The organism is Lentzea kentuckyensis (genome assembly GCF_002150765.1).
In the GTDB taxonomy this organism is placed as follows: Bacteria; Actinomycetota; Actinomycetes; order Mycobacteriales; family Pseudonocardiaceae; genus Lentzea; species Lentzea kentuckyensis.
The window spans coordinates 80055-101942 of sequence record NZ_MUYM01000022.1 but is presented as its reverse complement, the minus strand read 5'-3'; the positions used below and the strand labels follow the sequence as shown (position 1 = coordinate 101942).

At 68.8% G+C, this 21888-nt stretch carries 19 protein-coding genes; 3 read left to right on the top strand and 16 right to left on the bottom strand.

Annotated features, from left to right (window positions below; all coding sequences use genetic code 11):
* Window positions 1–58: 58 nt before the first annotated feature.
* Entirely contained in the window at window positions 59–880 is an 822-nt protein-coding gene (locus B0F77_RS13840) for a LysR family transcriptional regulator (protein ID WP_211293777.1), read from the top strand.
* A gap of 266 nt (window positions 881–1146) precedes the next feature.
* On the opposite strand, the gene B0F77_RS13835 is transcribed toward B0F77_RS13840, so the two are convergent.
* A complete protein-coding gene (locus B0F77_RS13835) occupies window positions 1147–1539 on the bottom strand; it encodes a hypothetical protein (protein WP_086663281.1) in 393 nt (130 codons plus the stop codon).
* 103 nt (window positions 1540–1642) lie between these two features.
* Window positions 1643–2173: a class I SAM-dependent methyltransferase gene (locus tag B0F77_RS13830; RefSeq protein WP_245848100.1), complete on the bottom strand. Its 531-nt coding sequence runs from the start codon at window positions 2171–2173 to the stop codon at window positions 1643–1645.
* A gap of 67 nt (window positions 2174–2240) precedes the next feature.
* Between B0F77_RS13830 and B0F77_RS13825 the strand changes: the two genes are divergently transcribed.
* Entirely contained in the window at window positions 2241–3416 is a 1176-nt protein-coding gene (locus tag B0F77_RS13825) for an SGNH/GDSL hydrolase family protein (protein WP_086663279.1), read from the top strand.
* Between the two features lie 31 nt (window positions 3417–3447).
* On the opposite strand, the gene B0F77_RS13820 is transcribed toward B0F77_RS13825, so the two are convergent.
* Together B0F77_RS13820 and B0F77_RS13815 are read right to left on the bottom strand one after the other, a co-directional pair.
* Entirely contained in the window at window positions 3448–5583 is a 2136-nt protein-coding gene (locus tag B0F77_RS13820; protein WP_086663278.1) for a TOMM precursor leader peptide-binding protein, read from the bottom strand.
* Window positions 5580–5897, bottom strand: coding sequence for a hypothetical protein (locus B0F77_RS13815; protein WP_086663277.1), 318 nt, complete (start codon window positions 5895–5897; stop codon window positions 5580–5582). The genes B0F77_RS13820 and B0F77_RS13815 overlap by 4 nt, the downstream gene beginning before the upstream one ends.
* Before the next feature lie 106 nt (window positions 5898–6003).
* On the opposite strand from B0F77_RS13815, the gene B0F77_RS13810 reads away from it, so the two are divergent.
* Window positions 6004–8118, top strand: a complete 2115-nt coding sequence (locus tag B0F77_RS13810) for a tetratricopeptide repeat protein (protein WP_086663276.1) — start codon at window positions 6004–6006, stop codon at window positions 8116–8118.
* Window positions 8119–8228: 110 nt separating this feature from the next.
* Here the strand turns inward: B0F77_RS13810 and B0F77_RS13805 are convergent, their stop codons facing one another.
* From B0F77_RS13805 to B0F77_RS13750, 12 genes are all read right to left on the bottom strand, one after another.
* On the bottom strand, window positions 8229–10259 hold the full coding sequence (locus B0F77_RS13805) for a tetratricopeptide repeat protein (protein WP_143466711.1): 2031 nt from the start codon (window positions 10257–10259) through the stop codon (window positions 8229–8231).
* Between the two features lie 261 nt (window positions 10260–10520).
* Window positions 10521–11450: a LamG domain-containing protein gene (locus B0F77_RS13800; protein ID WP_086663274.1), complete on the bottom strand. Its 930-nt coding sequence runs from the start codon at window positions 11448–11450 to the stop codon at window positions 10521–10523.
* Window positions 11450–13459 (bottom strand): PQQ-dependent sugar dehydrogenase, encoded by a 2010-nt coding sequence (locus B0F77_RS13795; RefSeq protein WP_245848099.1) that lies wholly within the window; start codon window positions 13457–13459, stop codon window positions 11450–11452. The genes B0F77_RS13800 and B0F77_RS13795 overlap by 1 nt, the downstream gene beginning before the upstream one ends.
* Window positions 13460–13614: 155 nt before the next feature.
* Window positions 13615–14160, bottom strand: a complete 546-nt coding sequence (locus B0F77_RS13790; RefSeq protein ID WP_086663272.1) for a hypothetical protein — start codon at window positions 14158–14160, stop codon at window positions 13615–13617.
* 136 nt (window positions 14161–14296) lie between these two features.
* Window positions 14297–15091, bottom strand: coding sequence for an ABC transporter ATP-binding protein (locus tag B0F77_RS13785; RefSeq protein ID WP_086663271.1), 795 nt, complete (start codon window positions 15089–15091; stop codon window positions 14297–14299).
* Complete coding sequence (locus B0F77_RS13780) at window positions 15088–16095, bottom strand: ABC transporter substrate-binding protein (RefSeq protein WP_086663270.1); 1008 nt, start codon at window positions 16093–16095, stop codon at window positions 15088–15090. Before B0F77_RS13780 ends, B0F77_RS13785 begins: the two co-directional genes overlap by 4 nt.
* Window positions 16092–16856 (bottom strand): ABC transporter permease, encoded by a 765-nt coding sequence (locus B0F77_RS13775; protein ID WP_245848094.1) that lies wholly within the window; start codon window positions 16854–16856, stop codon window positions 16092–16094. The genes B0F77_RS13780 and B0F77_RS13775 overlap by 4 nt, the downstream gene beginning before the upstream one ends.
* A 157-nt stretch (window positions 16857–17013) precedes the next feature.
* Window positions 17014–17700 carry a phytanoyl-CoA dioxygenase family protein gene (locus tag B0F77_RS13770; protein WP_086663268.1) on the bottom strand — a complete coding sequence of 229 codons (687 nt, stop codon included), beginning with the start codon at window positions 17698–17700 and terminating at the stop codon, window positions 17014–17016.
* A 4-nt stretch (window positions 17701–17704) separates the two neighbouring features.
* Window positions 17705–18688, bottom strand: coding sequence for an ABC transporter ATP-binding protein (locus B0F77_RS13765; protein WP_086663267.1), 984 nt, complete (start codon window positions 18686–18688; stop codon window positions 17705–17707).
* Entirely contained in the window at window positions 18688–19509 is an 822-nt protein-coding gene (locus tag B0F77_RS13760; RefSeq protein ID WP_086663266.1) for a carbohydrate ABC transporter permease, read from the bottom strand. Before B0F77_RS13760 ends, B0F77_RS13765 begins: the two co-directional genes overlap by 1 nt.
* Window positions 19506–20384 carry a carbohydrate ABC transporter permease gene (locus B0F77_RS13755; protein ID WP_086663265.1) on the bottom strand — a complete coding sequence of 293 codons (879 nt, stop codon included), beginning with the start codon at window positions 20382–20384 and terminating at the stop codon, window positions 19506–19508. Before B0F77_RS13755 ends, B0F77_RS13760 begins: the two co-directional genes overlap by 4 nt.
* Window positions 20374–21753 (bottom strand): extracellular solute-binding protein, encoded by a 1380-nt coding sequence (locus B0F77_RS13750; protein WP_086663264.1) that lies wholly within the window; start codon window positions 21751–21753, stop codon window positions 20374–20376. Before B0F77_RS13750 ends, B0F77_RS13755 begins: the two co-directional genes overlap by 11 nt.
* Window positions 21754–21888: the final 135 nt, after the last annotated feature.

Sequence of the window (21888 nt, the reverse complement as noted above, 5' to 3'; positions counted from 1 at the left end):
GCTCCCCGTCCAAGACCGGCTGGGTACACCCGATACCGAGCGAGTATCGTGCCTGATCATGGAGCTGCGGACGCTGCGCTACTTCGTCGCGGTCGCCGAGGAGCTGCACTTCGGCCGGGCCGCGCACCGGCTGCACATGAGCCAGCCACCGCTGAGCCGGGCGATCAAACACCTGGAAACCGATCTCGGCACCACGCTGTTCCACCGCTCCCCCGCCGGCGTCACGCTCACCGAGGCCGGCCACACACTGCTCGACGAGGCACGGGCCCTGCTCGACCACGCCGACCGCGTCCGCGCCAAGCTCACGCGCAGGACCATCACCGTCGGTCTGCTCGGCGACCACGGTGCGGCCCGCCTCGCCGCCGCGTTCCGGCTGCAGCGTCCGGACGTCGAGATCCGCATCCGCGAGACCGACCTGACCGACCCCACCTGCGGCCTGCGCACGAACCAGGTCGACATCGCCCTCACCCGCGGACCGTTCGACGACTCGGGCCTGAAAACCCTGGTGCTGCGCCGGGATCCGGTCGGCGCGGTGCTCCGGGCGGACGACCCGCTCGCCCAGCGCGACCACCTCACCACCGGCGATCTAGCCGATCGCGACTGGTTCCAGTTCCCCGCTGGCACCGACGAGATCTGGCAGGACTACTGGAACGGCGGCCGGCCCCGCCGCGGCCCGGTCGTCCGCGCGGTCCAGGAGTGCGTGCAGTCCGTGCTGTGGAACGGAACCGTCGGCCTGGCCCCGCTCGGTCACGACCTCGGCGAGGAGCTGAAGGTCGTGCCGCTGCGAGACCTGCCGCCCAGTCCGGTCGTCCTCGCGTGGACCAGGGACGACCCGCTCACCAGGGCGTTCGTCGAGGCCGCGACCAGGGCGTACCGCTAAGCAGGCTGCCAGAAGTTGTGTCCGTTACTCGCCTGACGGACGCCCGTTCGGCCTGATGGCGTCTGCAAGTACCGCCAACTCAACATCAACAGGCACTTTTCTACTACCAACAGGGCGGTTCTGGACGGAGGACACGGCGCCGGTTCGTCGGGTGACGAACCGGTTGGGTGTAGTTGAGGGCGATTCGATCAAGAGTTGGTGGTACTTGCAGACGCGCTCGGCATCAACGAGTCGTGAGGTTTCGGACAAGACTTCTGGTCAGGTGCTTAGAAGTGGTCGCGCTGGGTCAGTTCGTGCTCCAGGGTGTCGGCGCGCGTGACGAGAAGGGTGAGCGGGCGCTCGAACTCCTCCCGGATGCTCAGGTCCTCCAGCGGCGCCACGTGCTTGAGCAGCGCGATGCCGTCCACGACCGCCGCTCCGCCGAGTTCCGGCGCACCGGCCAGCTCCAGGAAGCGGCGGAGGTCGACCTCGTCGGCGCGGCCGACGGGCGAGGAGATCTCCACCCACGCCTGGCCGTCGACGTCGGGGAGGTGGTGCACGGAGACCTGCTGCGTCCGGTCGCCCGCGGTGTCGAGCCGGAACCGCAGCCACTCGTCGCTTTCCTCCAGCACCTCGTACCGGACCCGAACATAGTTGATCACTTCGGTCCACGACGTCACGCCAGGCTCCTGCCCTTCACACCGCTGCGACCACCCCACTGGGACTTGGGCACACCGTAGCGCCGGGGCCGTGCCGCCACGCCGAGAAACTCCGATACCGCGATCAGGACAGGTGCACGGACACCGCGTAGCCACCGCCCAGGAACTCCTGCCGGTCCCACGTCGCGAACCGCTCGGCCAGCTTCAGCCCGACCCGTGCGCAGTGTTCGTCGTACTCCTCGACGGTGTACCCGCGGTTCAGGCTGAACCCGGCGATCAGGACTTTCCCGACGTGCCTGGCGACACCCGCGACGAGCTGGTCCTGCGTACCGGGCTCGGTGAACAGCGGCACGTTGCCGGCCATGATCACGACGTCGAAGGTGCGCCCGAGATCGAGTTCGGCCAGGTCGGAGCGCACCCAGGTGATGCCGGGCGCGAGTGCTGCCGCGTGCGCGAGCATCGACTCGTCGCGATCCGCGCCGACGACCTCGATGCCGTGCCGCGCCAGCTCGATCGCGACCCGCCCGGTGCCGCAACCGGCGTCCAGCACGGTCTTCGGTTCGTACGCGCGCACGAACGTCGCCTCGCCGTGCACGTCCATCCCCGACTCGGCGAGCGAGTCGAACCTGCGCTGGTACTCAGCCCCGTTCCACACGGGGTGAAGCATAGATCCGAAGATCGGCGGATACCGGACGAGTGGGAGCGCTGCCAAGGTCGAGGACATGACGCGCTTTCTGCTGGCAGTGGCGTTGCTCGTGGCGGCGGCCTCCCCCGCCCAGGCCGCACCGGCCCGCTGGGTCGGCACCTGGGCCGCCGCGCCCTCGTCGGCCGTGCCGGGCACGGACAACGGCTATCCGAACTACACCATCCGCAACATCGTGCACGTCAGCGCCGGCGGCAAGGAGATCCGCGTCCGGCTCTCCAACGCCTTCGGCCGCACCCCGATCGTGTTCGGCGCCGTGACGGTCGCCCGCGCGGCCGGCTCGGACACCCCGCTCGCGGTACCCGGCACCATGCGCACGCTGACGTTCGGCGGTGCCCGGTCGATCACCGCCGCGCCCGGCACCGACGTCTTCAGCGACGGCGTGGCGCTGAACGTCCCCGCCGACTCCGACCTGCTGGTCAGCGTGTACACGCCGTCGTCCGGTGGTCCGGTCACCCACCACGGCCTGACCATGCAGAACTCGTACTTCACCCGCGACGGCGACCACTCGGCCGAGGAGTCCGCCGCGGCCTTCCGCGAACGCACCACGAACTGGCACTACGTCTCGGGCGTCGACGTGCGCTCGGCGACGTTGCGGGGCAGCGTGGTCGCGCTCGGCGACTCGATCACCGACGGCGCCAACTCGACCTGGGGCGCGAACCTGCGCTGGCCCGACCAGCTCGCCGACCGGATCAACACCCGGCTGGGCGTGCTGAACGCGGGCATCAGCGGCAACCGGCTTCTGCTCGACGGCGGCGGGGCCGGCGTGAACGCGCAGGCACGGCTGAACCGCGACGTGCTGACCCAGTCCGCCGTCCGCTCGGTCATCGTGTTCGAGGGCATCAACGACATCCAGCAGACCCCGCACGAGACCGACCCTGCCAAGATCATCGCCGCGCTGAAGCAGATCGCCCAGCGCTCGCACGACCGCGGCCTGCGGGTGATCGGCGCGACGATCACGCCGTTCAAGGGCTGGCGCAGCTACACCGACGAGCTCGAAGCGGTGCGGCAGGCCGTGAACTCCTTCATCCGCACCAGCTCCGACTTCGACGCGATCGTGGACTTCGACCAGGTCATCCGCGACCCTGCCGACCCGCAACGGATCAGGCCCGACTACGACCAGGGCGACCACCTGCACCCCGGTGACAAGGGGTTCGAGGCGATGGCGAAGGCGGTGCGGATCGCCACCCTGTGATCGCCACCCTGGGATCGTCACCCTGGGATCGTCACAGGAAGATCGGGATCGGGTTCAGCTCCTCGTACGGCGTCGGGGAGCTGAGCCTGCCGAGCCGCACCGGCACGTCGAACAGCCGGCCGGGCGCGAAGCGGGCCCAGAAACCACGCAGCCCCGGCACGATCACCTTCACCACGGGCAACCCGATGTCCGGCCGGGTCTGGTCGAGCACGAACACCTCCAGACCTGCCTTCTCCAGCCGTGCCCGCACATCGTGCACATCGGACAGCAGATCGCCGGACTCGGTGTACGGGTGGCGGACCGGTGCCCCCGAGGGCAGCAGGTAGGACTGGTTCGCCACGGTGGCGGTGGAGAGCCAGCGCTGGAGGTCCGGATCGTCGTCCCAGTGCACGCCGTCCACCACGGCGGGCATCATCTGGTTCATCTCGGCCAGCGCACGACGCAACGCCAGCGCCGGGTCGAGGTGAGCGCCGAAGCCCAGCATGATGTCCTCGCGCTCACCGGAAGTCTTCCGGGACAACGCCACCACGACCGGCACGCCGATGTCGGACGTCAGATCGAGCGCCCACACCTCACGGCCGAGTCCGGCGTGCACGGCCCGCAGCGAGTCGATCCACGGGTCCCCGCCCAGGTCCACCGGTGGCTGCGAAGTCCGGTTGTACCACCACAGGGCGACCGCATCACGTTCGACGAGCTCCAGCATCCCTTGCAGGACAGCGTCTTCCAGCGACGACCCGGCCGCGTTGCCGTTCGAGTCGGCCATCAGCCGGGCGTCCGCCTCGCCGTCGAAGTAGAGCAGACCCGTTGGCAGCAACCGGTGTTCGCCCCGGGTCAGCGACCACACCGGCGTCCAGTCGAACTCGGCTTCGTCGTCGAACGGGGCACAGACGTGCTGGAAGTCCGAATGCGCGGAGTTCCAGGCGTCGCGATCAGCGAACTGACGCGGGTCGTACAGCTGCACCGTGCCTGGATGGATCGCTTGTGCGCCAAGCGAACGGTAGCTGCCGCGCACGCGTGCCTCGTCACCGTCGGCGTAACCGCTGTGCCGTTCCAACGCCTCGCACAGCGCGCCCACCTCGGCGTCCAGGGCGGTGACGCCCTTCCCGCCGTTCTGGGAGCGCAGGGCGGAGCGGAGGTGGGCCGCGCCGCGGTTGCCGAGGGCGAGGTTCGGGCCGGACCGGAAGACGTTGAAGAACGCAGGGCCGCGGTCGTCGCGGACGACGTCCTTCACCACCCCGGTCACCGGGCTCACCAGGTGCCGGTAGGTCGACAGCACCTCTTCTGGCGCGACGGAACGGTGTCCGCCGCCCGACGTGTGCGCCTTCGGGCGAGACGACAGCTCCAGCGGACGCCAGGCCCGCTCGCTCAGCAGGGCCGGGTCGCCGCAGGAAGAGCACTGCGGGCGGGCGGAGACGGCATGGCGCCTGCCGGTGAGGTCGCGGCTGTCGAACATCCACAGGGCCCGCTGGCCGTCGTACCGGTGACCAGCGACCCACTTGGCCGCCTCCAGGGCCACCAGATTGAGCGCGATCGCCTGCAGTGGCTCGAAAACGACGGGAGACCGCGGCACCGCGCCCGGCAGGCCGAGAGCGGAGCACACGTGGGCCTCGGCGGCCCGGTTCGCCCACAGCCGATGGGAAAGGCAGTGATAGCAGGGACCTGAGCCCGGCGTGAAGAACGGGCCGACGCACACCGTGGCCCCGACCGGCTTCGCCAGCAACCACGGGCGGCCGGCGGCACGCAGCTTCTCGTCCACTTCGGACAGACCGTCGACCAGGTAGTCCGACACCAGCACGACGGTCAGCGAGCCGTCACCCTCGACGATCGGCGGCAGATCGGCCTCGACGCCGAGGGAGATCACCTCGACGTCCGGCGTCCCGGCGGGTTCGACGCCCAGCGCGTCCCAGTAGGCGGAGCCGGAGGTGCGGGCACCGATCAGCCCCACGTGCGCGAGCTGGGTCAGCAGACCGGCGGCGTGTTCGGGTGCGGCGTCGAAGTCACGGCGCACCGCGGCGAGATCCCGGCTGCCGTCGAGCAACGGGGCGAGCGCCTCGACGTGGGGGCCGCGCAACGCGGTGGTGTCCTCCTCGGAGAACACGTACACCGCGTCGCCCGGTACCACCTCGGCACGCAGGTGCCGCTTGAACCCGATGTGTCGCGACGTCACGCCGGAACAGCGACGCGAGTGGTGCCGCACCAGCCGACCCGGCAGGGACTGACGGACGGGTCGCCGAAGGGCGCGATGCAGATGGAGAATGCGGCCTCAGGAACGGACGCGCGGCAGATGCAGACGGACGCGCGGCAGACGGACGCGCGGGTAACGCATCCGATGCACAAGCGCTCGCCAGCGGCGCGGCAGATGGTCGGGCGGCCGACCCCGCCGCCGATGCCGGTGTCGTCGAACCTGTCGATCAACAGACCGGTCTCCCGGCTCGGCGCGACGCCGAAGACCTGCTCGAGTTCAGCGGTGAAATCCTTCATGGCTGTCTCCCCTCAGTAGCCCCCTCTCATCGTGGGGTCGGCGTGATCACCTTGCACAGGTCACGAACCGTCCATCTGTGACCGGTCCGCCCGCTACGTTGGTTCTGTGGCAGATCAATTCGCCGCCCTGGTCCGCTATCACCGGAAGCGGGCCGGGCTGACCCAGGAGTCGCTCGCCGCCCGGTCGGGGGTCTCGGTCAGCACGATCCGCGGCGTCGAGACCGGCCGGCGCACCAACCCCCAGCTCGCCTCGGTGCGACGCCTCGCGCAGGCACTGTGCCTGCAGCCGGGTGAGGAGGAGGAACTGCTGGTGGCGGCGGGCGGCAAGCCGTCGGCGGACCGGCCGGTGCCACGCCAGCTGCCCACCGCGCCCATCGGGTTCATCGGCCGCGTTCCGGAACTGGCCCTGCTGGACGCGGCCTCACGCCAGGCCCCCGTGGTGGTGTGGGCGCTCGGCGGCACCGGCAAGACCGCGCTGGTGTTGCAGTGGGCCCACGAGCAGGCCGGACGGTTTCCGGACGGCCAGCTCCACGTGAACCTGCGCGGCTTCGGCCCCGGCGCGAACCCGATGCGGCCCGCGGACGCCCAGCACGCGTTCCTCTCCGCGCTCGGCGTCGACAGCGACTCGATCCCCTCCGGCGACGAGGAACGGACCGCGCTCTACCGCAGCGTCACCGCGGACCGGCGGCTGCTGCTGGTGCTCGACAACGCGGCCGAGTCGGACCAGTTGGTACCGCTGCTGCCCGGCGGCTCGTCCTGCGCCGTCGTCGTGACCAGCCGCCGGGCACTGACCGGCCTGGTCGCGACGCACGGCGCGGTGTCGGTACCACTCGGCGTGCTGCCCGACGCCGAAGCCAGGGCCCTGCTCGCCACCCGCCTCGGCGAGACCCGCGTGGCCGCCGAACCCGACGCGGTCACCGCGGTGGTCGAGCACTGCGCCGGTCTGCCGCTGGCGCTCGCGATCATCGCCGCCCGTGCCTGCGTGCGCCCGGACATGCCGCTGGCGTGGATCGCGGACGAACTGCGCGACCAGGCCGCACGGCTGGACGCGCTCGACACCGACGAGGCCGGGGTCAGCCTGCGGTCCGCGCTGTCGTGGTCCTATCAGGCCCTGAGTCCCGAGGCGGCCGAACTGGCCGGTCTGCTGGCACTCGCACCCGACCTCAGCGCGAGCGCGGTCAAGTCGCTCAGCCCGGTACCTCCCCGGCGGCAACTGGCCGAGCTGGAGACCGCGAGCCTGGTGAGCCGGTCCGCCGACGGCCGGTACCGGATGCACGACCTCGTCCGCCTGTACGCGCGCGAACAGGCGCTGGGACTCATCCCCGAACAGACGCGCGTCGACGCGCTCCGCCGGTTGGCCGACTTCTACCTGCACACGGCGTTGCCGATGGCGACGTCACTCGCCCCGCACATCCCACCGATCGAACTGGCCCCGCCCGCGTCCGGCTGCCGTCCGCTGACCGGAGCGGACCCGCTGACCTGGTTCGACGCGGAGCACGCCGGTCTGCTGGACATCCAGCGGGCAGCCGAACGACACGGCTGGCACACCCACGTCTGGCAGCTGGCCTGGGTGCTGAACACCTACCACTACCGCGCCGACCGGATGGACGACCAGCGCGAGACGTGGCAACGCGGCCTGGCCGCCGCGCACCACCTCGGCGACCCGCTCCTGCTGGGCAGAGCACACCGCCTGCTCGGCGACGCGTGCGCGCGACTGCGCCTGCCAGAGGCGTTCGACCACCTCCAGGCATCGCTCGCGATCGTCGACCAGGGCGACGACCTGAACGAACGCGCGCACACCCATCGGTCCATCACGGTGGCGTGGGCCGAACTCGGCGACCACGAACGCGCCCTCGAACACGCGACCAAGGCCCTGGAACTCTTCCGCGCCTCCGGCTTCACCGCCCGCGAGGCCGAGGCGCTGAACGCGGTCGGCTGGCACACCGCGAACCTCGGCCGCTTCGCCGAGGCGCTCCCGCTCTGCCGGCGTGCGCTGGAGATGTGCCGCAGTCTGCGCCACCAGAGCGCCGCCGAGGCGTCCACGCTGGAAGACCTCGCCTTCATCTACCAGCACACCGACCGGCCGGCCGAGGCCGCCGAGCACTACCGCGCGAGCGCGGCGGTGTGGGCCGGGCTCGGCGACCGCCACCACGAAGCCGAGGCGTTGCGCCTGCTCGCCGAGGTGGAAGACCTCGCACCGGTCAAGCGACGTCGCCGGTGAACCCGCCGCGCAGCACCTTTTTCCCGCAACCCTGTTCCCGCATGTTCCCCCCGCTTCTGCCGACCCCCCACCTCCAACCTGCCCGGTCCGTCGTCGTTGTCAAGTGAGAGCTACTCCTGCGGTTCGCTCCAGCCACGGCTGTTCTGCAGCAGGTTCATCACCGCGGCACGCAGCCGGCCGAGGCTGAACGGCACCTGGATCGCCACGTCCGGCGCGGTCTCGACCTCTTCGATCATCGTCAGCAGCCTCAGCAGCTCGGCCGGGCAGGACTCGTCCTCGCGCCGGCCGAGCTCGGTGACCAGGTTCATCTGCGCCGACAGGGCAGTCGCGTCGGTCCGGCCGTACAGCTCGCGGCTCAGGCGCACGATGGCCCGGTAGTCGTCGACCACGCGGTCGGCCGCGTCTTCCTCTGCCCGCGACGCATGAGCGAGTGCGAGGTCCAGCTGGCAGGTGATCGTGAGCGGATCACGTTCTCCCAGCGCCGACTTCGTGTCCTCGCCCAGCAGCACGAGCTCGGCGAGCGACTGTTCGGAACGGTGGCGCTGCCAGCGCAACAGCACGATGTTGCGCCGCGCGGCGAGCACCTCCGGATGCGTCTCGCCGAGGTGGCGCAGCCGCACGACCAGAGCGTGCCGGAAGATCGCCTCCGCGCGGTCGTACTGCCCGGACAGGGCGGAGAACCGGGCGACCACGCACGACAGCTTCGTGCCCAGCAGCTCCCAGTCCTCGGGCACGGGCAGCTTCGCCCGGTCGCGGTGGATCCACTCCACCACGAACTCGCAGTGCGGGCTCAGCACGGCCCACGTCGAAAGATCCTCCTGCACCTCGGCGGAGAGAAAGCTCGTGTAGCCGTCGAGCGTCGCGTAGCACAGGGCGAGATAGGCCTGGAGATCTTGCTGAACGTCGGGCTGGTGCCGGTTCGCCTCGCGGATCACGGGGTGCAGCACCCAGCACTTCGTGGTGACCGCCGAAGAACGCATGCCCCACACCGAAATCTGTTCGACCAGGCCGAAGTTCGTCAGGAACACGAAGGCGTGGATCAGGTCCATTCCCGTGATGCCCTTGAACAGCGGCGACCTGGTCAGGATCTCGGAGTTCGCGAGGTCGCACGGGATCGGGGCCTGCTCGAAGCACGACAACCAGCGCAGCAGCGGGCGGGCCCACGGCATGCCCAGGTCCGCGAGCAGGTCGAGCGACAACTCCCACGTCCGCGACAACAATTCGCGCTCGGCGAGGCCGCTGCCGATCTCGTGCAACTGGTCGAGCTCGCCGAACCGTTCGTGGAACACCAGGCGGTACTGCTCGAAGCTCTGCGGCAGCGCCAGTCCGCCGGTGGTGGGCAGCGTGGGCACCGTGTTGAGGTAGCTCCCCGCCAGCCGCAGCGCGAGCGGCAGATATCCCAGCGCGCAGGCCAGCTCCCTGGCCTGCTCCGCCGTGCCGGAGCCGGGAGCCAGCGCGTGCAGCATCTCGACCGCGGCTTCCTCGTGCAGCGTGCTCACCTGGTGCACCTCGGCGCAGCGAGTCCACTCCTTCGCCTTGCTGTGCCTGGTCGTCAGGACGACGGTGCCGGTGTCGTGCTGCAGAGCCGGCCGCCACTGCGCGAGCACGCGCTGGTCGTCGGCCCCGTCGATGATCAGCGTCCACCGGCCGGGGATCTCGGCCAGCACCTTCTTCAGCAGGTTCGGCGCCGACCCCTCACCGCGCCACGCCCGCATGACCTCCTCGACGCGATGGTGCGGATCCGCGTCGTAGACGACCTCGCGCAACCCTGCCGACAGGCTGTTCTCCGACGACCCGTCGACCCACCACACACGGGTGCGCGGGAACTCGTGGTCGAGCCGGTCCGCCAGCGAGAGCGCCACCACCGTCTTTCCGCTGCCGCCCGTGCCGTGCAGGACGACCTGCGTGCCGTCGGCCCGCTGGGTGACGTCCACCAGCCGGGCCACCAGCTGCTCGCGGCCGAAGACCTTGCCCGGCAGCAGGTCCGTGGGTGCGATCGTCGACACCAGACCCGGCTGCGACCCGCCGTCCGGCACGCCGTGGAAGTGCACGTCGCGGACCTCGCCGGCCTGCACGACGTTGCCGGCGCCGTCCACCTTGTTGGTCGTGGTACCGCGCTCGGGCGGCACTCCAACATTCACGCGGGCACTCCGTTGGACTCGGCGGAAGCCCGCACGCTAGCGGATCTACGACGTCACCCGAAGGTCGAATCGGCAGGGTTCGGTGAAGGTGATCAGCCGGGACTAAGGGCCTCGGTCCGCTCGGCGCACGAAAATCACCGCTCACGGAACGTGAGCCAACCCAAGGCCTCCGTGGCCCTCGCCCGGCGGACGAGGGCCACGGCGCCTTCGGACTTTCGTTCCGCAACTCCTTGGCATTACAACGATTCCACCTGAAGTGGATCAACCCTTCATCCAGTGGTACTGCAGGTGCACCTCCCACGGCTTCGCGACGCGGTCGAGGAACATCAGGCTGTCCATCCGGCAGTTGCAGGCGTTGCCCTCGCGGTTGTTCTGCGGATAGCTGCCGCCGATCTTGATTCCACGCGGATCGGTCGCGGACGCCAGGTCCGGCTCCGGTTCTCCTTCGAGCAGCCACGGGTCACCGGCCACGACGTACCTGCCGGCCAGCGGCTTTCCGTTGCGGTACAGCACCATCGCGCCGGTGTCGAAGTCGAACGTGGCCGCCAGGAACACCCACTCGTTCTGCGGCAACAACTTCTGCCAGTCCTCGGTGGCCGCGAACGTCTGCGAGTCGCCACCGTCGATCCGCCGGGCCAGGGCGACCAGCTTCAGCTCGCCGTCGACCTGGATCAGCTCCAGCAGCGCGCGGACCGCGTGGCCGTTGGAGTCGCCGGACAGCACGCCCGCCAGGCCGATCGCGCCGTAGAAGTCGGCGGGGTTGGCCGAGTTGGAGTTCGGGGCCGGGTTCTGGCCCGTCATCTTCACCCAACCCATGATCGACGCCTGCCGCGCACCGTTGAACGCCTTCAGCGACGGCACGCCGGTTTCACGGTAAAGGCCTGCCTTCCAGTCGTCGTTGCCGGCGACCGTCGGGTTGACCTGCTTGAGCTGCAACGAGTTGCGGCTGCGCGGGAAAGCACCGTCGCGGACGCGCATGTCGGCGCCGCCGTTGATCAGGGACAGCTGAGTACCGGAACGGCCGCTGTCCTGTTCCAGGGCCTTGTCGCCGCGCACCGGGTGTTCGAAGTCGTAGTACGACACGAGGTCGTGGGACAGGGTGGGCAGCACGGTGCCGAACGTGGCCTGCGCTGGAGCGGTCAGGGCGAGGCACAGCAACCCGGTCACACCGAAGACGAACAGCCGTCTCATCACCGCACTCCCTTGCCCTGCACGCGCAGGTCGCGCAGCCTGCCGATGTTGTCGAAGGACCCGAACCCGACACGGCCCGAGGAGAACGTCTTGTCCACGGCGGTCATCAACGGGTACGGCGACCCGTCCAGGTACACCGCGATCTCGCCAGATTCCGCGCAGTGTCTGACCCGCACGCGATGCCACGCCGTGTCCGACACCGCCGGCGCGGCACCGACGGAACGCGTGGCATCCCATTGGTGGTCAAGGCGAAGCCGGTCCGCGTTGTTCACGACGAAGATCCCGTTGTGCGGATAGATCTTGTTGTCCGACGACAGATGCGCGTAGTAGAACTCGGTGTCGGACCTGTACCCGAACACGATGATCACGTCCCGGTTCGACTCCGCCACCGGCGTGTCCAGCCGCACCCGAGCATCCACCTGCACCGACGCGAACGCGGGGCCCTTCTTCAGCACGGCGTACTCGAACGGCCGGCGCGGGCCGGGACGCGCGACGCCGGGTTGCGCCAGCACGACCTCGCGGCCGGGAAACTGCCACAGCTCTGGCGTCACGGGATCCCACGACCGGGCCGAGGTGGCCCCGCTGACGAAGTCGTGGCCGGAACGGCAGGAGGCGAAGGTGCGCGCACCCGTCACCTTCCAGATCTTGCCGTTCGCCTTGGCCAGCACGTAGAGCTCACCCGCGGCGTCCCGCCCGAAGCGCAGGTCGACCCGGTTGGGATCGTTGACCAACGCCTTCATCGTGGTCAGCTGCCCGTTGACGTACACCATCATCTCGCGGGTGGTGGCCATCGGCTGACCGGCACGCATCTCACGTTCCTCGGCGTAGTAGATCAGGCCCTTCACGCCCTCGCCGTAGATGTACTTGCCGCGCAACGACGGGATCTTCGCACCGCGGTAGACGAAGCCGCCCATCAGCGCGTTCCCGCTGTCCGCGCACGGCCGTTGGGACGCGAGCCGGTTGTGGTCGAACGCGGTGACGGGATAGGTGTAGCCGTACTTCGCGTCGTCGGCGGGCAGCGGGAACACGCCGCACGACGGGTCACCGCGGTGGAACGACCAGATGCCCTCGCGTTCGCTCCAGCCCAGGTTGGCGCCCTTGCGGACCTCGTAGACCGAGTCGACGGCCTTCTCGCCGATGTGGCCGAGGAACATCTTGTGCGAACCGCCGGAGTCCCAGCTGAAGCGGTACGGGTCGCGCATGCCGTACGCGTAGATCTCGCCCAGGGCGCCTTCCTTGCGCACGAACGGGTTCGTGCGCGGGATGCCGTACTGGCCGTTGATGCCGTTGCGGCCATCAGGGTCAATGCGCAGGATCTTTCCCTGTGGCAGCGCCAGATCCTGCGGCAGCGTCGTCGAGATGCCGATTCCGCCGTCGCCCGACGCGAGGTACAGCAGGCCGTAGTCCTCGTCCCACCAGCGCGCGTTCGGGTTGAAGCCGATCTCCTGGAAGCCGTGGATGAACGACGCGTAGCCGACGCGCATGATCTCGCGGTGCGCGCCGGAGAACAGGTCCGCGCGCGGGTCGGCCGCGATCCACTCGGTGATCACGCCGTGGACCTGGTTGTCGACGGGAGAAGACCAGTCCGGCTTCTTCGACGTGAGCGCGGAACCGGTTTCGGTGTGGACGGTGTAGAACCTGCCGTTGCGCTTGAAGTTCGGGTGGAACGCCACGAACCCGAACCCGCTGCCCAGACCGCGGTGGTTGTGGAAGTCCGGACCGACGACCGCGCCGAGGTCGAGATACGCGTGCTGAACCCCGTTGTCCAGCAGGTAGAGCTTGCCGTTCATGTCCGGCACGAACAGCCGCCCGGACCCGTCCGGAATTTCGCCGAGGTAGTTGATCCGGTTGTACCGGCGCAGGCGCGCGTCCGTCGGCGGCGGTACCGGTTCCGACTTCGGCAGCTGCGCGACCTCGGTCAGTTCGAGGCCGATGCCGGACGCGCCCGGCGTCGGCAGTGGGTCGGCGATCGGCACGTCGGACTGGGCCGACGCGATGGGTACGAACAAGGCTGAGAGCACGAATGTTGTGACAGCCAAACTAGACAACCGTCTGTACATCCCCCACCACCCTGTGGGCCAGGCCGTGGCAGCACGGCAGCGGAAAGCGCTTTCCAATGCAGCGGCACCCGGAATCTACCTAGCTAATAAGGTGGTTACAACCCTCACCTCCGGCCTTGGGTGACCCACTCGTACTGCCCGCGCACCTCGTCCGCGGTCACCGCGCGGTTCAGCAGCATCAGGCTGTCCAGCCGGCAGTTGCACGCGTATTTATCAGCAGGTATCAGCGTCTTCCAGTCCGCGCTGGACACCCAGTACTGTTTGTCGCCGCCGTCCACCCGGCGTCCGAGCGCGATCAACCGCATCGCGCCGTCGTGGTTCTCCGTCTCCAGCAACGCCCGCGCGACATGCCCGTCCGAGTCACCGGCGAGAATCCCCGCGAACCCGATCGCACCGTAGAAGTCACCGGTCCCGGACGAGTTCGAGTTGCGTGCGGGAGCCTCACCGGTGACCTTCACCCAGGTCATGATCGACATGCCGCGCGCCTTGCTGAACGCCCTCATCGACGCGACGCCACCGGAGTTGCAGGTGCCGGCCTTCCAGTCGTCGTTGCTCTTGTTGTTCGGCCGCACCTGCTTGAGCTGCAACGACGTCGCCGATCCCGGGAACGCGCCGTCCGCCGTGCGCATCGCCGCGCCGCCGTTGACCAACGAGATCGGCGTGCGAGAGCCGGCCCGGCCGATGTTGTCGAACGAACCGAACCCGCACCTCGCGGGTTGGGAAAGCGCTTACCACGCGGCGGCGTGCCAGACTCTACCCATGGGTGACCCAGCTCACAAGAGCGGATCAGTCATGTCCTGTCACGGCCCCCAGGAGGTCCCTGATGTGCGCCGTCGCCGCGGCGAACTCGGGCCTGGCCATCGTCGCGGAGTAGTCGCGCTCGGCCGGCAGGTCAACGTCGATGACTTCCTTGACCACCGCGGGCCGTTGCGTCAGCACGATCACCCGGTTCGCCAGGTACACCGACTCCGCGATCGAGTGCGTCACCAGCAACACCGTCGTGCCGGTCTCCCGCCACACCCGATGCAGCTCGACGTTCATCTGCTCGCGCGTCAACGCGTCCAGCGCGCCGAACGGTTCGTCCATCAACAACACCCGCGGCTGATGCAGCAGCGCGCGGCACAACGCCACGCGCTGCTGCATGCCACCGGACAACTCGTGCGGCAGGGCGTGCTCGAACCCCGCAAGTCCAGTCATCTCAATGAGCTCGTCCGCGCGCTTGCCCGCCTCGACGGCGTTCATAGCCCGCATCTCAGCCTGCAGCAGAATGTTCTTCCTGGCCGAACGCCACTCCAGCAACGCCGCCCGCTGGAACACGAACCCGATGTCGTGCCGCGGGCCGCGCACCTCCTCCCCCAGCAACGTCACCGATCCCGAGGACGGCTTCAGCAGCCCGGACACCAGCTTCAGCAACGTCGACTTGCCGCAGCCGGACGGGCCGACGATGGACACGAACTCGCCCGGTGCGACGTCGAGCGAGACCTGCTGGATCGCCGTCACCTCCGTGCGCTTCGACTGGAAGCGCACGGAGACGTCGTCGATCGAGACGGCGGAGGTGGTGATTCCCAGAGTCACGCTCATCCCTTCGGGGCAACGCTTTCTTCCCAGTACGCGGAGGGCTCAGCGGCTTGCTTGATGATGCCGGTCTTCTGGAAGGTGTCGATGGTCTTCTTCCAGTCATCCAAGGTGTTGACGCCCGGCGCCTTGCCCTTCGTCGCATCGGTGTGCAGCAACGTCAGCGTCGTCTTGAACTGCTCCAGCACGACCGTCGGCGACGGCAGCTGCTCGGCGGCGCCCTTCATCGACTCGGCCGCGGCCTCCGGTGCCTTCTCGGCCTCCGCCCACGCCTCCTGCGTGGCCGCGACCATCTTCTTCACCAGCTCGGGATCCTTCTGCAGCATGGACTTCGACGTGAGCAGCCCGTTGCTGAAGTAGTTCAACCCGAACTCGGAGAACCGCAGGTAGCCGACGTCCTTGCCGGACTTCTCCTTGATCGTCGGACCCTGGTCGGACGCGAAGCCCAGCAACACGTCGGTCCGGCCGGAGATGACCGCGGCCATCTTGCCCGCCGGGTCGATGTTCTGGACCGAGACGTCGGACTCCTGCATGCCGTTCTGCTTGAGGAACGCCGGGAACGTCTTCGTCAACGCGTCACCCGCGGTCGTCGCCACCGACTTGCCCTTGAGATCCTCGGGCTTCTTGATGTTCTTCTCGGTGAAGAACTGCACGGACGCGGGCGTGGTCTGCAGGAACACCCCGACGCTCTTGGCCGGCACGCCCTGCTCTACGGCCGTGGCGAGCGCGGACGTGTCGGCCCAGCCGAAGTCCGTCTGCCCGGCGCCCGTGGCCTGCACGGTCTTGCCGGAACCCTGGCCGGCCTGGATCTTGAGCTTGATCCCGTGCTTCTCGAAGATGCCCTGCTTGACCCCGTAGTAGAACGGCGCGTGCTCGCCGTACGGGTACCAGTTGAGGGTCAGTGTGACGTCCTTGGCCTCGCCACCGGACGTTGTCGTACCACCGCCACCACCTCCGCAGGCGGCAACCACCAGCATCGCGGGGAGAAGGCCTGCGAGCAGTTTCTTCATGTCCCACCTTTCGCGAGAAGGGTTGTGACGGCGGCGCCACGCCTGCTGGAGTGCCACGGCAGCATCAGCTGCTCGGCGAGATCGAGCAGGAGGAAGAGGAGGATGCCGACCACCGAGATGACGATCAGCCCTGCGAACAGCATCGGGGTGTCCATGTTGCCGTTCGCCTGCAGGATCACGTAGCCGAGGCCCTCGTTGGAACCGACGAACTCACCGACCACGGCACCGGTGACGGCGAGCGTCACGGCGACCTTGAGGCCTGCGAACAGGTGCGGCAGCGCGGCGGGGAAGCGGATCTTCACGAACGTCTTGACCGGGCCACCGCCCATCGTGGCCGCGAGTTCCAGCATCTCGGTGTCGACCGACTTGAGACCGGTGACAGTGGAGATGACGACCGGGAAGAACGCCATCAGCACGGCCACGACGACCTTCGGCTCGAAGCCGAAGCCGAGCCACACCACGAACAGCGGCGCGATCGCGATCTTGGGGATGACCTGCGCGAACAGCAGCAACGGATAAGCCGTGCTCTCGACCGTGCGCGAGTAGACCATCGCGACCGCGACGAGGACGCCGAGGATGCCCGCGATGACGAACCCGAGGATCGTCTCGTACGTGGTCACCCACGTGTGCCCCCAGAGGTAGGACCACTTGTCGACGAGCAACTGGAAGGTCTTGCCCGGCGACGGCACCAGGTAGGCCTCGACCAGGCCGGTGACGGTGACGAGATGCCAGATGGCGAGGCAGGCGGCCAACAGCGCCACAGGACGCCACGTTCGCTCCACGACACCGCGCCAGCGGTCCCCCGTAACCGGTTTCACGAAGCCCCCTAGGTCGGAAAGCGCTTTCCAGTACGCTATGTCCGGCTCCGTGGCCGGTCAAGGTGGAGGATCGATCAAGCTGGACCAGACCACTGGCGAATCACGGCACCGGTGCGTAGACGTTGCCCGCACGGTCGCGGCCGCGCGCCAGATAGATCTTGTGCTCGCCCGGTTTCAGGAACCTGATGGTGGTCGGCAGGTACCTCATGGTGTAACCGCAGCGGCGCGCCGAGCTGCGGTTCGGCGGGCTGCCGTGCACCAGCATGGCCGAGTGAATGCTGCACGCGCCGCGCTCCAGCTCGACGTCGACCGCCCGCGACTCGTCGACGGCCGTTTCCTGGTTGAAGAACGAGTCGTCGTTGCCTCGATGTGAGACGGGCGCCAGATGGCTGCCGGGGATCACGCGCAGGCAGCCGTTCTCGGTGGTGGAGGGGTCGATGGCGAGCCAGACGGTGATCGCGTCGCCCGCGGGGTCGATGGTGTCGCGCCAGAAGTGCGCGTCCTGGTGCCACGGCACGGGTTTGCCGTCGCCGGCGGGTTTGCAGATGAAGTGCGACGAGAACAGCGCGATGTCCGGGCCGATCAGCGACTCGACGAGGTCCAGCACGTCCGGGTCCAGCAGCCACTCGAACAGCGCCGGGTCGGTCAGGTGCGGCACGTCCATGTGCTCGGGCCGCTCCCCGGGAGGCAGAGCGGCCAGTTTGGTCTCGAAGTGCGCCGCCAGTGCCTCGAACTTCGCCGGGGCCAGCAATCGGCTGTGCGTCTCGTAGCCGTCGGTCTGGAACATCGCGTCACCTCACGAGTAGGCCGGTCTCCTTGTCATAGCGCAGAACGCGGGCGGGCGGGGCGTCCACGGTCACGGTCGCACCGATCTCGGGCTCGTCGTCCTCCGGCACGACGTAGCCGATCTGGTCCTCACCGCAGTCCAGCGTCACCAGCGACGTGACGCCGAGATTCTCCACAATGGACACAGCGCCGGTGAACAGGCCTTCGGCAGCGGGCACCAGGTACTCGGGCCGAACACCGATGATCAGATCCCCGCGCGGCACAAGGTTCATCGGCGTCGACCCGATGAAGTTCGCGACGAACGTGTCCGCCGGGCGTTGGAAGACCTCGCGCGGGGTGCCGAGCTGCCGGATCCGGCCGGCGTCCATCACGGCGATCCGATCGGCCAGCGCCAGTGCCTCGGCCTGGTCGTGTGTCACGAACACGGTCGTCAGGGCGAGTTCCCGCTGCAGCTTCTTCAGGAAGGTCCGCGCCTCCAGCCGCAACCGAGCGTCCAGATTGGACAGAGGCTCGTCCAGCAGGAGCACTTCGGCCGACGCGGCGACCGCACGCGCCAGCGCCGCGCGTTGCTGCTGCCCACCGGAAAGCTGGCCGGGGCGGCGATCGAGCAACGCCCCGAGGCTCAGTCCACCGGCGGTCCGCACCGCGGTCTCCTGTTGCACGGCCTTCGCGACCCCGCGCACCCGCAGCGGATAGGCGATGTTCTCCGACACCGTCATGTGCGGGAACAACGCGTAGTCCTGGAACACCATCGCGACCCGGCGATCACCGGGTTGCAGCCGGGTCACGTCCCGCGCGCCGATCGACACCCCGCCCTCGGCGGCGCCCTCCAGCCCGGCGATCGTGCGGAGCAACGTGGTCTTGCCGCAACCGGAAGGGCCGAGCAGGGCGAACAGCTCGCCGTCGGCGATCTCGAGGTCCAACGCGTCCACCGCCCGCACCCCGTTGGGATAGACGGTCGACAGACCCTCCACAGTGATGCCCGCCATCAGCTCTTGATGCCTCCGTGGAATCGGAACCCGTACCGCTTGCTCACGAACAGGTACAGCACGACCACCGGGATCGAGTACAGCAGCGAGAACACCGGGATCACCGTCAGGTTGGCGCTGCCGCCCTCGTCGTACAGGGTGCGCAGCAGCACCGCCGCCGGCTGCTGGCCGACGTCGCGCAGCAGCAGGAACGGCAGCAGGAAGTTGCCCCAGGCGTTGACGAACGCCCACACGAAGATCGTCGCGACACCGGGCCGCGCGACCGGCAGCACGACGTGGCTCAGCACCTGGCGCGGTGAGGCGCCGAACACCCGCGCCGACTCCTCGTACGACCGCGGCACGGCGTCCATGAAGTCCTTCAGGATGAAGATCGCCGCGGGCAACATGCCGCCCGCGATCACCAGCGCCGTCCCGAACTGCGAGTTGATCAGGCCGAGCTGCAGCATCATCACGAAGATCGGCACCATCGCGGCCGTGCCGGTCACCACCGACGACAACAGCAACAGCAGGTACAGCAGCAGATCACGGCCGGGAATCCGCACCCGCGACAACGCGTAGGCCGCCAGCGCCGCGAGCACCGTCGTCACCACGGTCGCGACCACGCACAGCACCAACGAGTTCACCAACGACGTCAGCGCGTAGGGATGGTCGAAGGTCGCGACGACGTTCGAGAACGTCCAGTCCGGCCACCGCAACCCCAGACCGGGCTTCGAGTCGAACGGCGCAGAGGCCAGCCACAGCATCGGCACCGCGAAGAACGCCAGCACCAGCGTGATCAGCACGTAGAAACCGATCCGCCGCACCATCCACAGAGGACTCACGCACGCCTCCGCAGCAGCCTCAGATACACCAGGGCGATCGCCAGGTTGCCCAGCAGCAACAGCATCGACATCGCGGACGCGTAGCCGAGCTGGCCGCTCTCCAGCGCCTGCCGGTAGATCAGCACCGGCAGCACCTCGGACTGGTGGTTCGGCCCGCCCGCGGTCAGCAGGAACGGCGTGAAGTCGTTGGCCGTCCACAGGCTGATCAGCAACGTGTTGGTGAGCACGTGCCCGCGGATGTGCGGGAACACCACGTCCCGCACGGTCTGCCACCCCGACGCACCGGCCAGCCGCGCGGTCTCCAGCTGCGACGGCGGTACCGCGGCCAGAGCCGAGGTGTACAGCAGCATCGAGAACGCCGTGCCGCGCCACACGTTGAAGATGATCAGGCTGGTCATCGGGTACTGCACCAGCCACGCCGTCTCCGGTGAGCCGAGCAGCAACCCCAGCGTGCCCGTGTCGCGGCTCAGCACCGCGAACCACAGGTACGCGACGACCGTGCCCGGCAGGATCCACGACAGCAGCACCAGGCCCTCGACGGTCCGCCGCAGCCACGGCCGGACCGCGCGCAGCAGCCACGCCAGCCCGAAGCCCAGCGCGTTCTGCCCGATCACCGCCGACCCCAGCACGAACAACGCCGTCAGCCACACCGAGTTCGTGAACAACGGATCGCGCACGGCCTCGACGACGTTGTCCAGCCCGACAACCCTCGGGTTGGCCGCCGCGGGTCCGGTGAGCTGGTAGTTCGTGATGCCGATGTACAGCGTCCACAGCGCGGGGAAGACCAGGAAGACCCCGATCAGCACCAACGCCGGCGTGACGAACCCCAGAGCGCGCCGGACGCCCAGCCCGGAACTGTCCGGGCTAGCCAACATTCCCCTCACCGACCGCCTTCACCAACGCTTCCCGGTACGCGCGAGCGGCGTCGTCCGGGCTCTTGCCCGCCACCACGTCCGCGGTCGCCTGCTGCAGTGCCGCCGACACCTTCGGGTAGTCGGCGAGACCCGGCCGGTAGCGGGTGATCGGCAGGACCTTCTCCGCGACGAACGTCAGCATCGGGTCGCCCTTGAGCACCTCGTCGTTGACGTCCTGCCGCTGGGTGAGCTGCGCGGCGCCCGCCAGCGACTCCTTCACGGCTTCCGCGGAGTTGAGGAACTGCATGAACTCCCACGCCTGCCTCGGATACCTGGTGTTCGGGTTGATCACCCGCACGCCGCCGCCGGACATGCTCACGAAGTCCTGCCCGCCGACCCCCGCCCCGGGCTTCTTCGCGGGCACCAGCGCCCAGCCCACGGCGGTGTCGCGGTCGGCCATCTTCGCCACGCCGTTTTTCGGTTCCACGACCGAACGCCAGAAGTAGTCGCTCTCCAGCAGGATGCCGATCTTGTTCTCGCCGAACAGCGTGAACGACCGGTCGCGCCCCTTGGCCTCCTGCTGCAACACCGGATCGCCGAGCCCGCCGCCGTAAACCTTCTGGTACAGCCCCAGAACGTCCTTCAGCTGGGCCGAATCCCCTTGCCACTTCCCGTTCTCGTAGACGGGCTTGCCGGCGCCGGCGAGCGCGGGCAGCACGCCCTGCATCGTCGTGGCCTCGCCCATCGCGGTGCCGGCGTTGAGCTGGATCGGCGTGACACCGGGCAGCGCCTTCAACTTCGCACCGGCGTCCAGCACGTCCTGCCAGCTCCGCGGCTGCCAGTCCGCGGGCAATCCGGCCTGCGCGAACAGCTTCTTGTTGAAGAACAGCACCCGCCCGTCGGTGCCCATCGGCACGCCGTAGCGCTTGCCGTCGAACTCACCGAGGCCCTGCACGGCCTTGGGGATCTGGTTCCAGCCGTCCCAGTCGGTGTCGCCGACCACGTCGTTCAGCGGCTTGATCTGCCCGGCCTGCGCGAACTCGCCGAGCCAGATGCCGTCGATCTCGATGATGTCGCCACCACCACCGGTCTTGAGGTCCAGCGCGACCTTGGTCTTGAAGTCCTCGTCGCCCGCGCCGTTCTGCTCGAACTTGATCGTCGCGGTGACGCCCTTCGCCTTCTGCAGCTCGGTGAACTTCGGGATCACCCAGTTCTGCAGCCAGTTCGCCCCGCGGGCGTTCTTCCCGCCCGCCGCCGCGTTGGCGACGATCGTCAGCGTGATCTCCTTGGCGTCGGCGTTCTGCGCCCGATCGCCCTCCCGCGTCTGCCCCAGACAGCCCGCCAGCAGTCCGCACGCCGCCAGCAGCCCGACCATCCCCGTTCGCCGCATCCGTGATCTCCCCACCCAGAGGACCAGCTGGTACGTCAGTGTTCAACCACAAGCCCCAACATGGCACCGGATCATCGGCGCCACAAGCTCTCAGCGCCCTCTCAGCGGGCGGCTGGAAGGCTGCGGCGCGAAGGG

Coding starts and splice junctions, on each gene's coding strand:
- B0F77_RS13825 (WP_086663279.1), top strand. CDS start 2,241: ATGACGCGCTTTCTGCTGGCAGTGGCGTTGCTCGTGGCGGCGGCCTCC.
- B0F77_RS13785 (WP_086663271.1), bottom strand. CDS start 15,091: ATGAGCGTGACTCTGGGAATCACCACCTCCGCCGTCTCGATCGACGAC.
- B0F77_RS13755 (WP_086663265.1), bottom strand. CDS start 20,384: ATGTTGGCTAGCCCGGACAGTTCCGGGCTGGGCGTCCGGCGCGCTCTG.
- B0F77_RS13815 (WP_086663277.1), bottom strand. CDS start 5,897: ATGAAGGATTTCACCGCTGAACTCGAGCAGGTCTTCGGCGTCGCGCCG.
- B0F77_RS13750 (WP_086663264.1), bottom strand. CDS start 21,753: ATGCGGCGAACGGGGATGGTCGGGCTGCTGGCGGCGTGCGGACTGCTG.
- B0F77_RS13765 (WP_086663267.1), bottom strand. CDS start 18,688: ATGGCGGGCATCACTGTGGAGGGTCTGTCGACCGTCTATCCCAACGGG.
- B0F77_RS13840 (WP_211293777.1), top strand. CDS start 59: ATGGAGCTGCGGACGCTGCGCTACTTCGTCGCGGTCGCCGAGGAGCTG.
- B0F77_RS13800 (WP_086663274.1), bottom strand. CDS start 11,450: ATGAGACGGCTGTTCGTCTTCGGTGTGACCGGGTTGCTGTGCCTCGCC.
- B0F77_RS13770 (WP_086663268.1), bottom strand. CDS start 17,700: ATGTTCCAGACCGACGGCTACGAGACGCACAGCCGATTGCTGGCCCCG.
- B0F77_RS13780 (WP_086663270.1), bottom strand. CDS start 16,095: ATGAAGAAACTGCTCGCAGGCCTTCTCCCCGCGATGCTGGTGGTTGCC.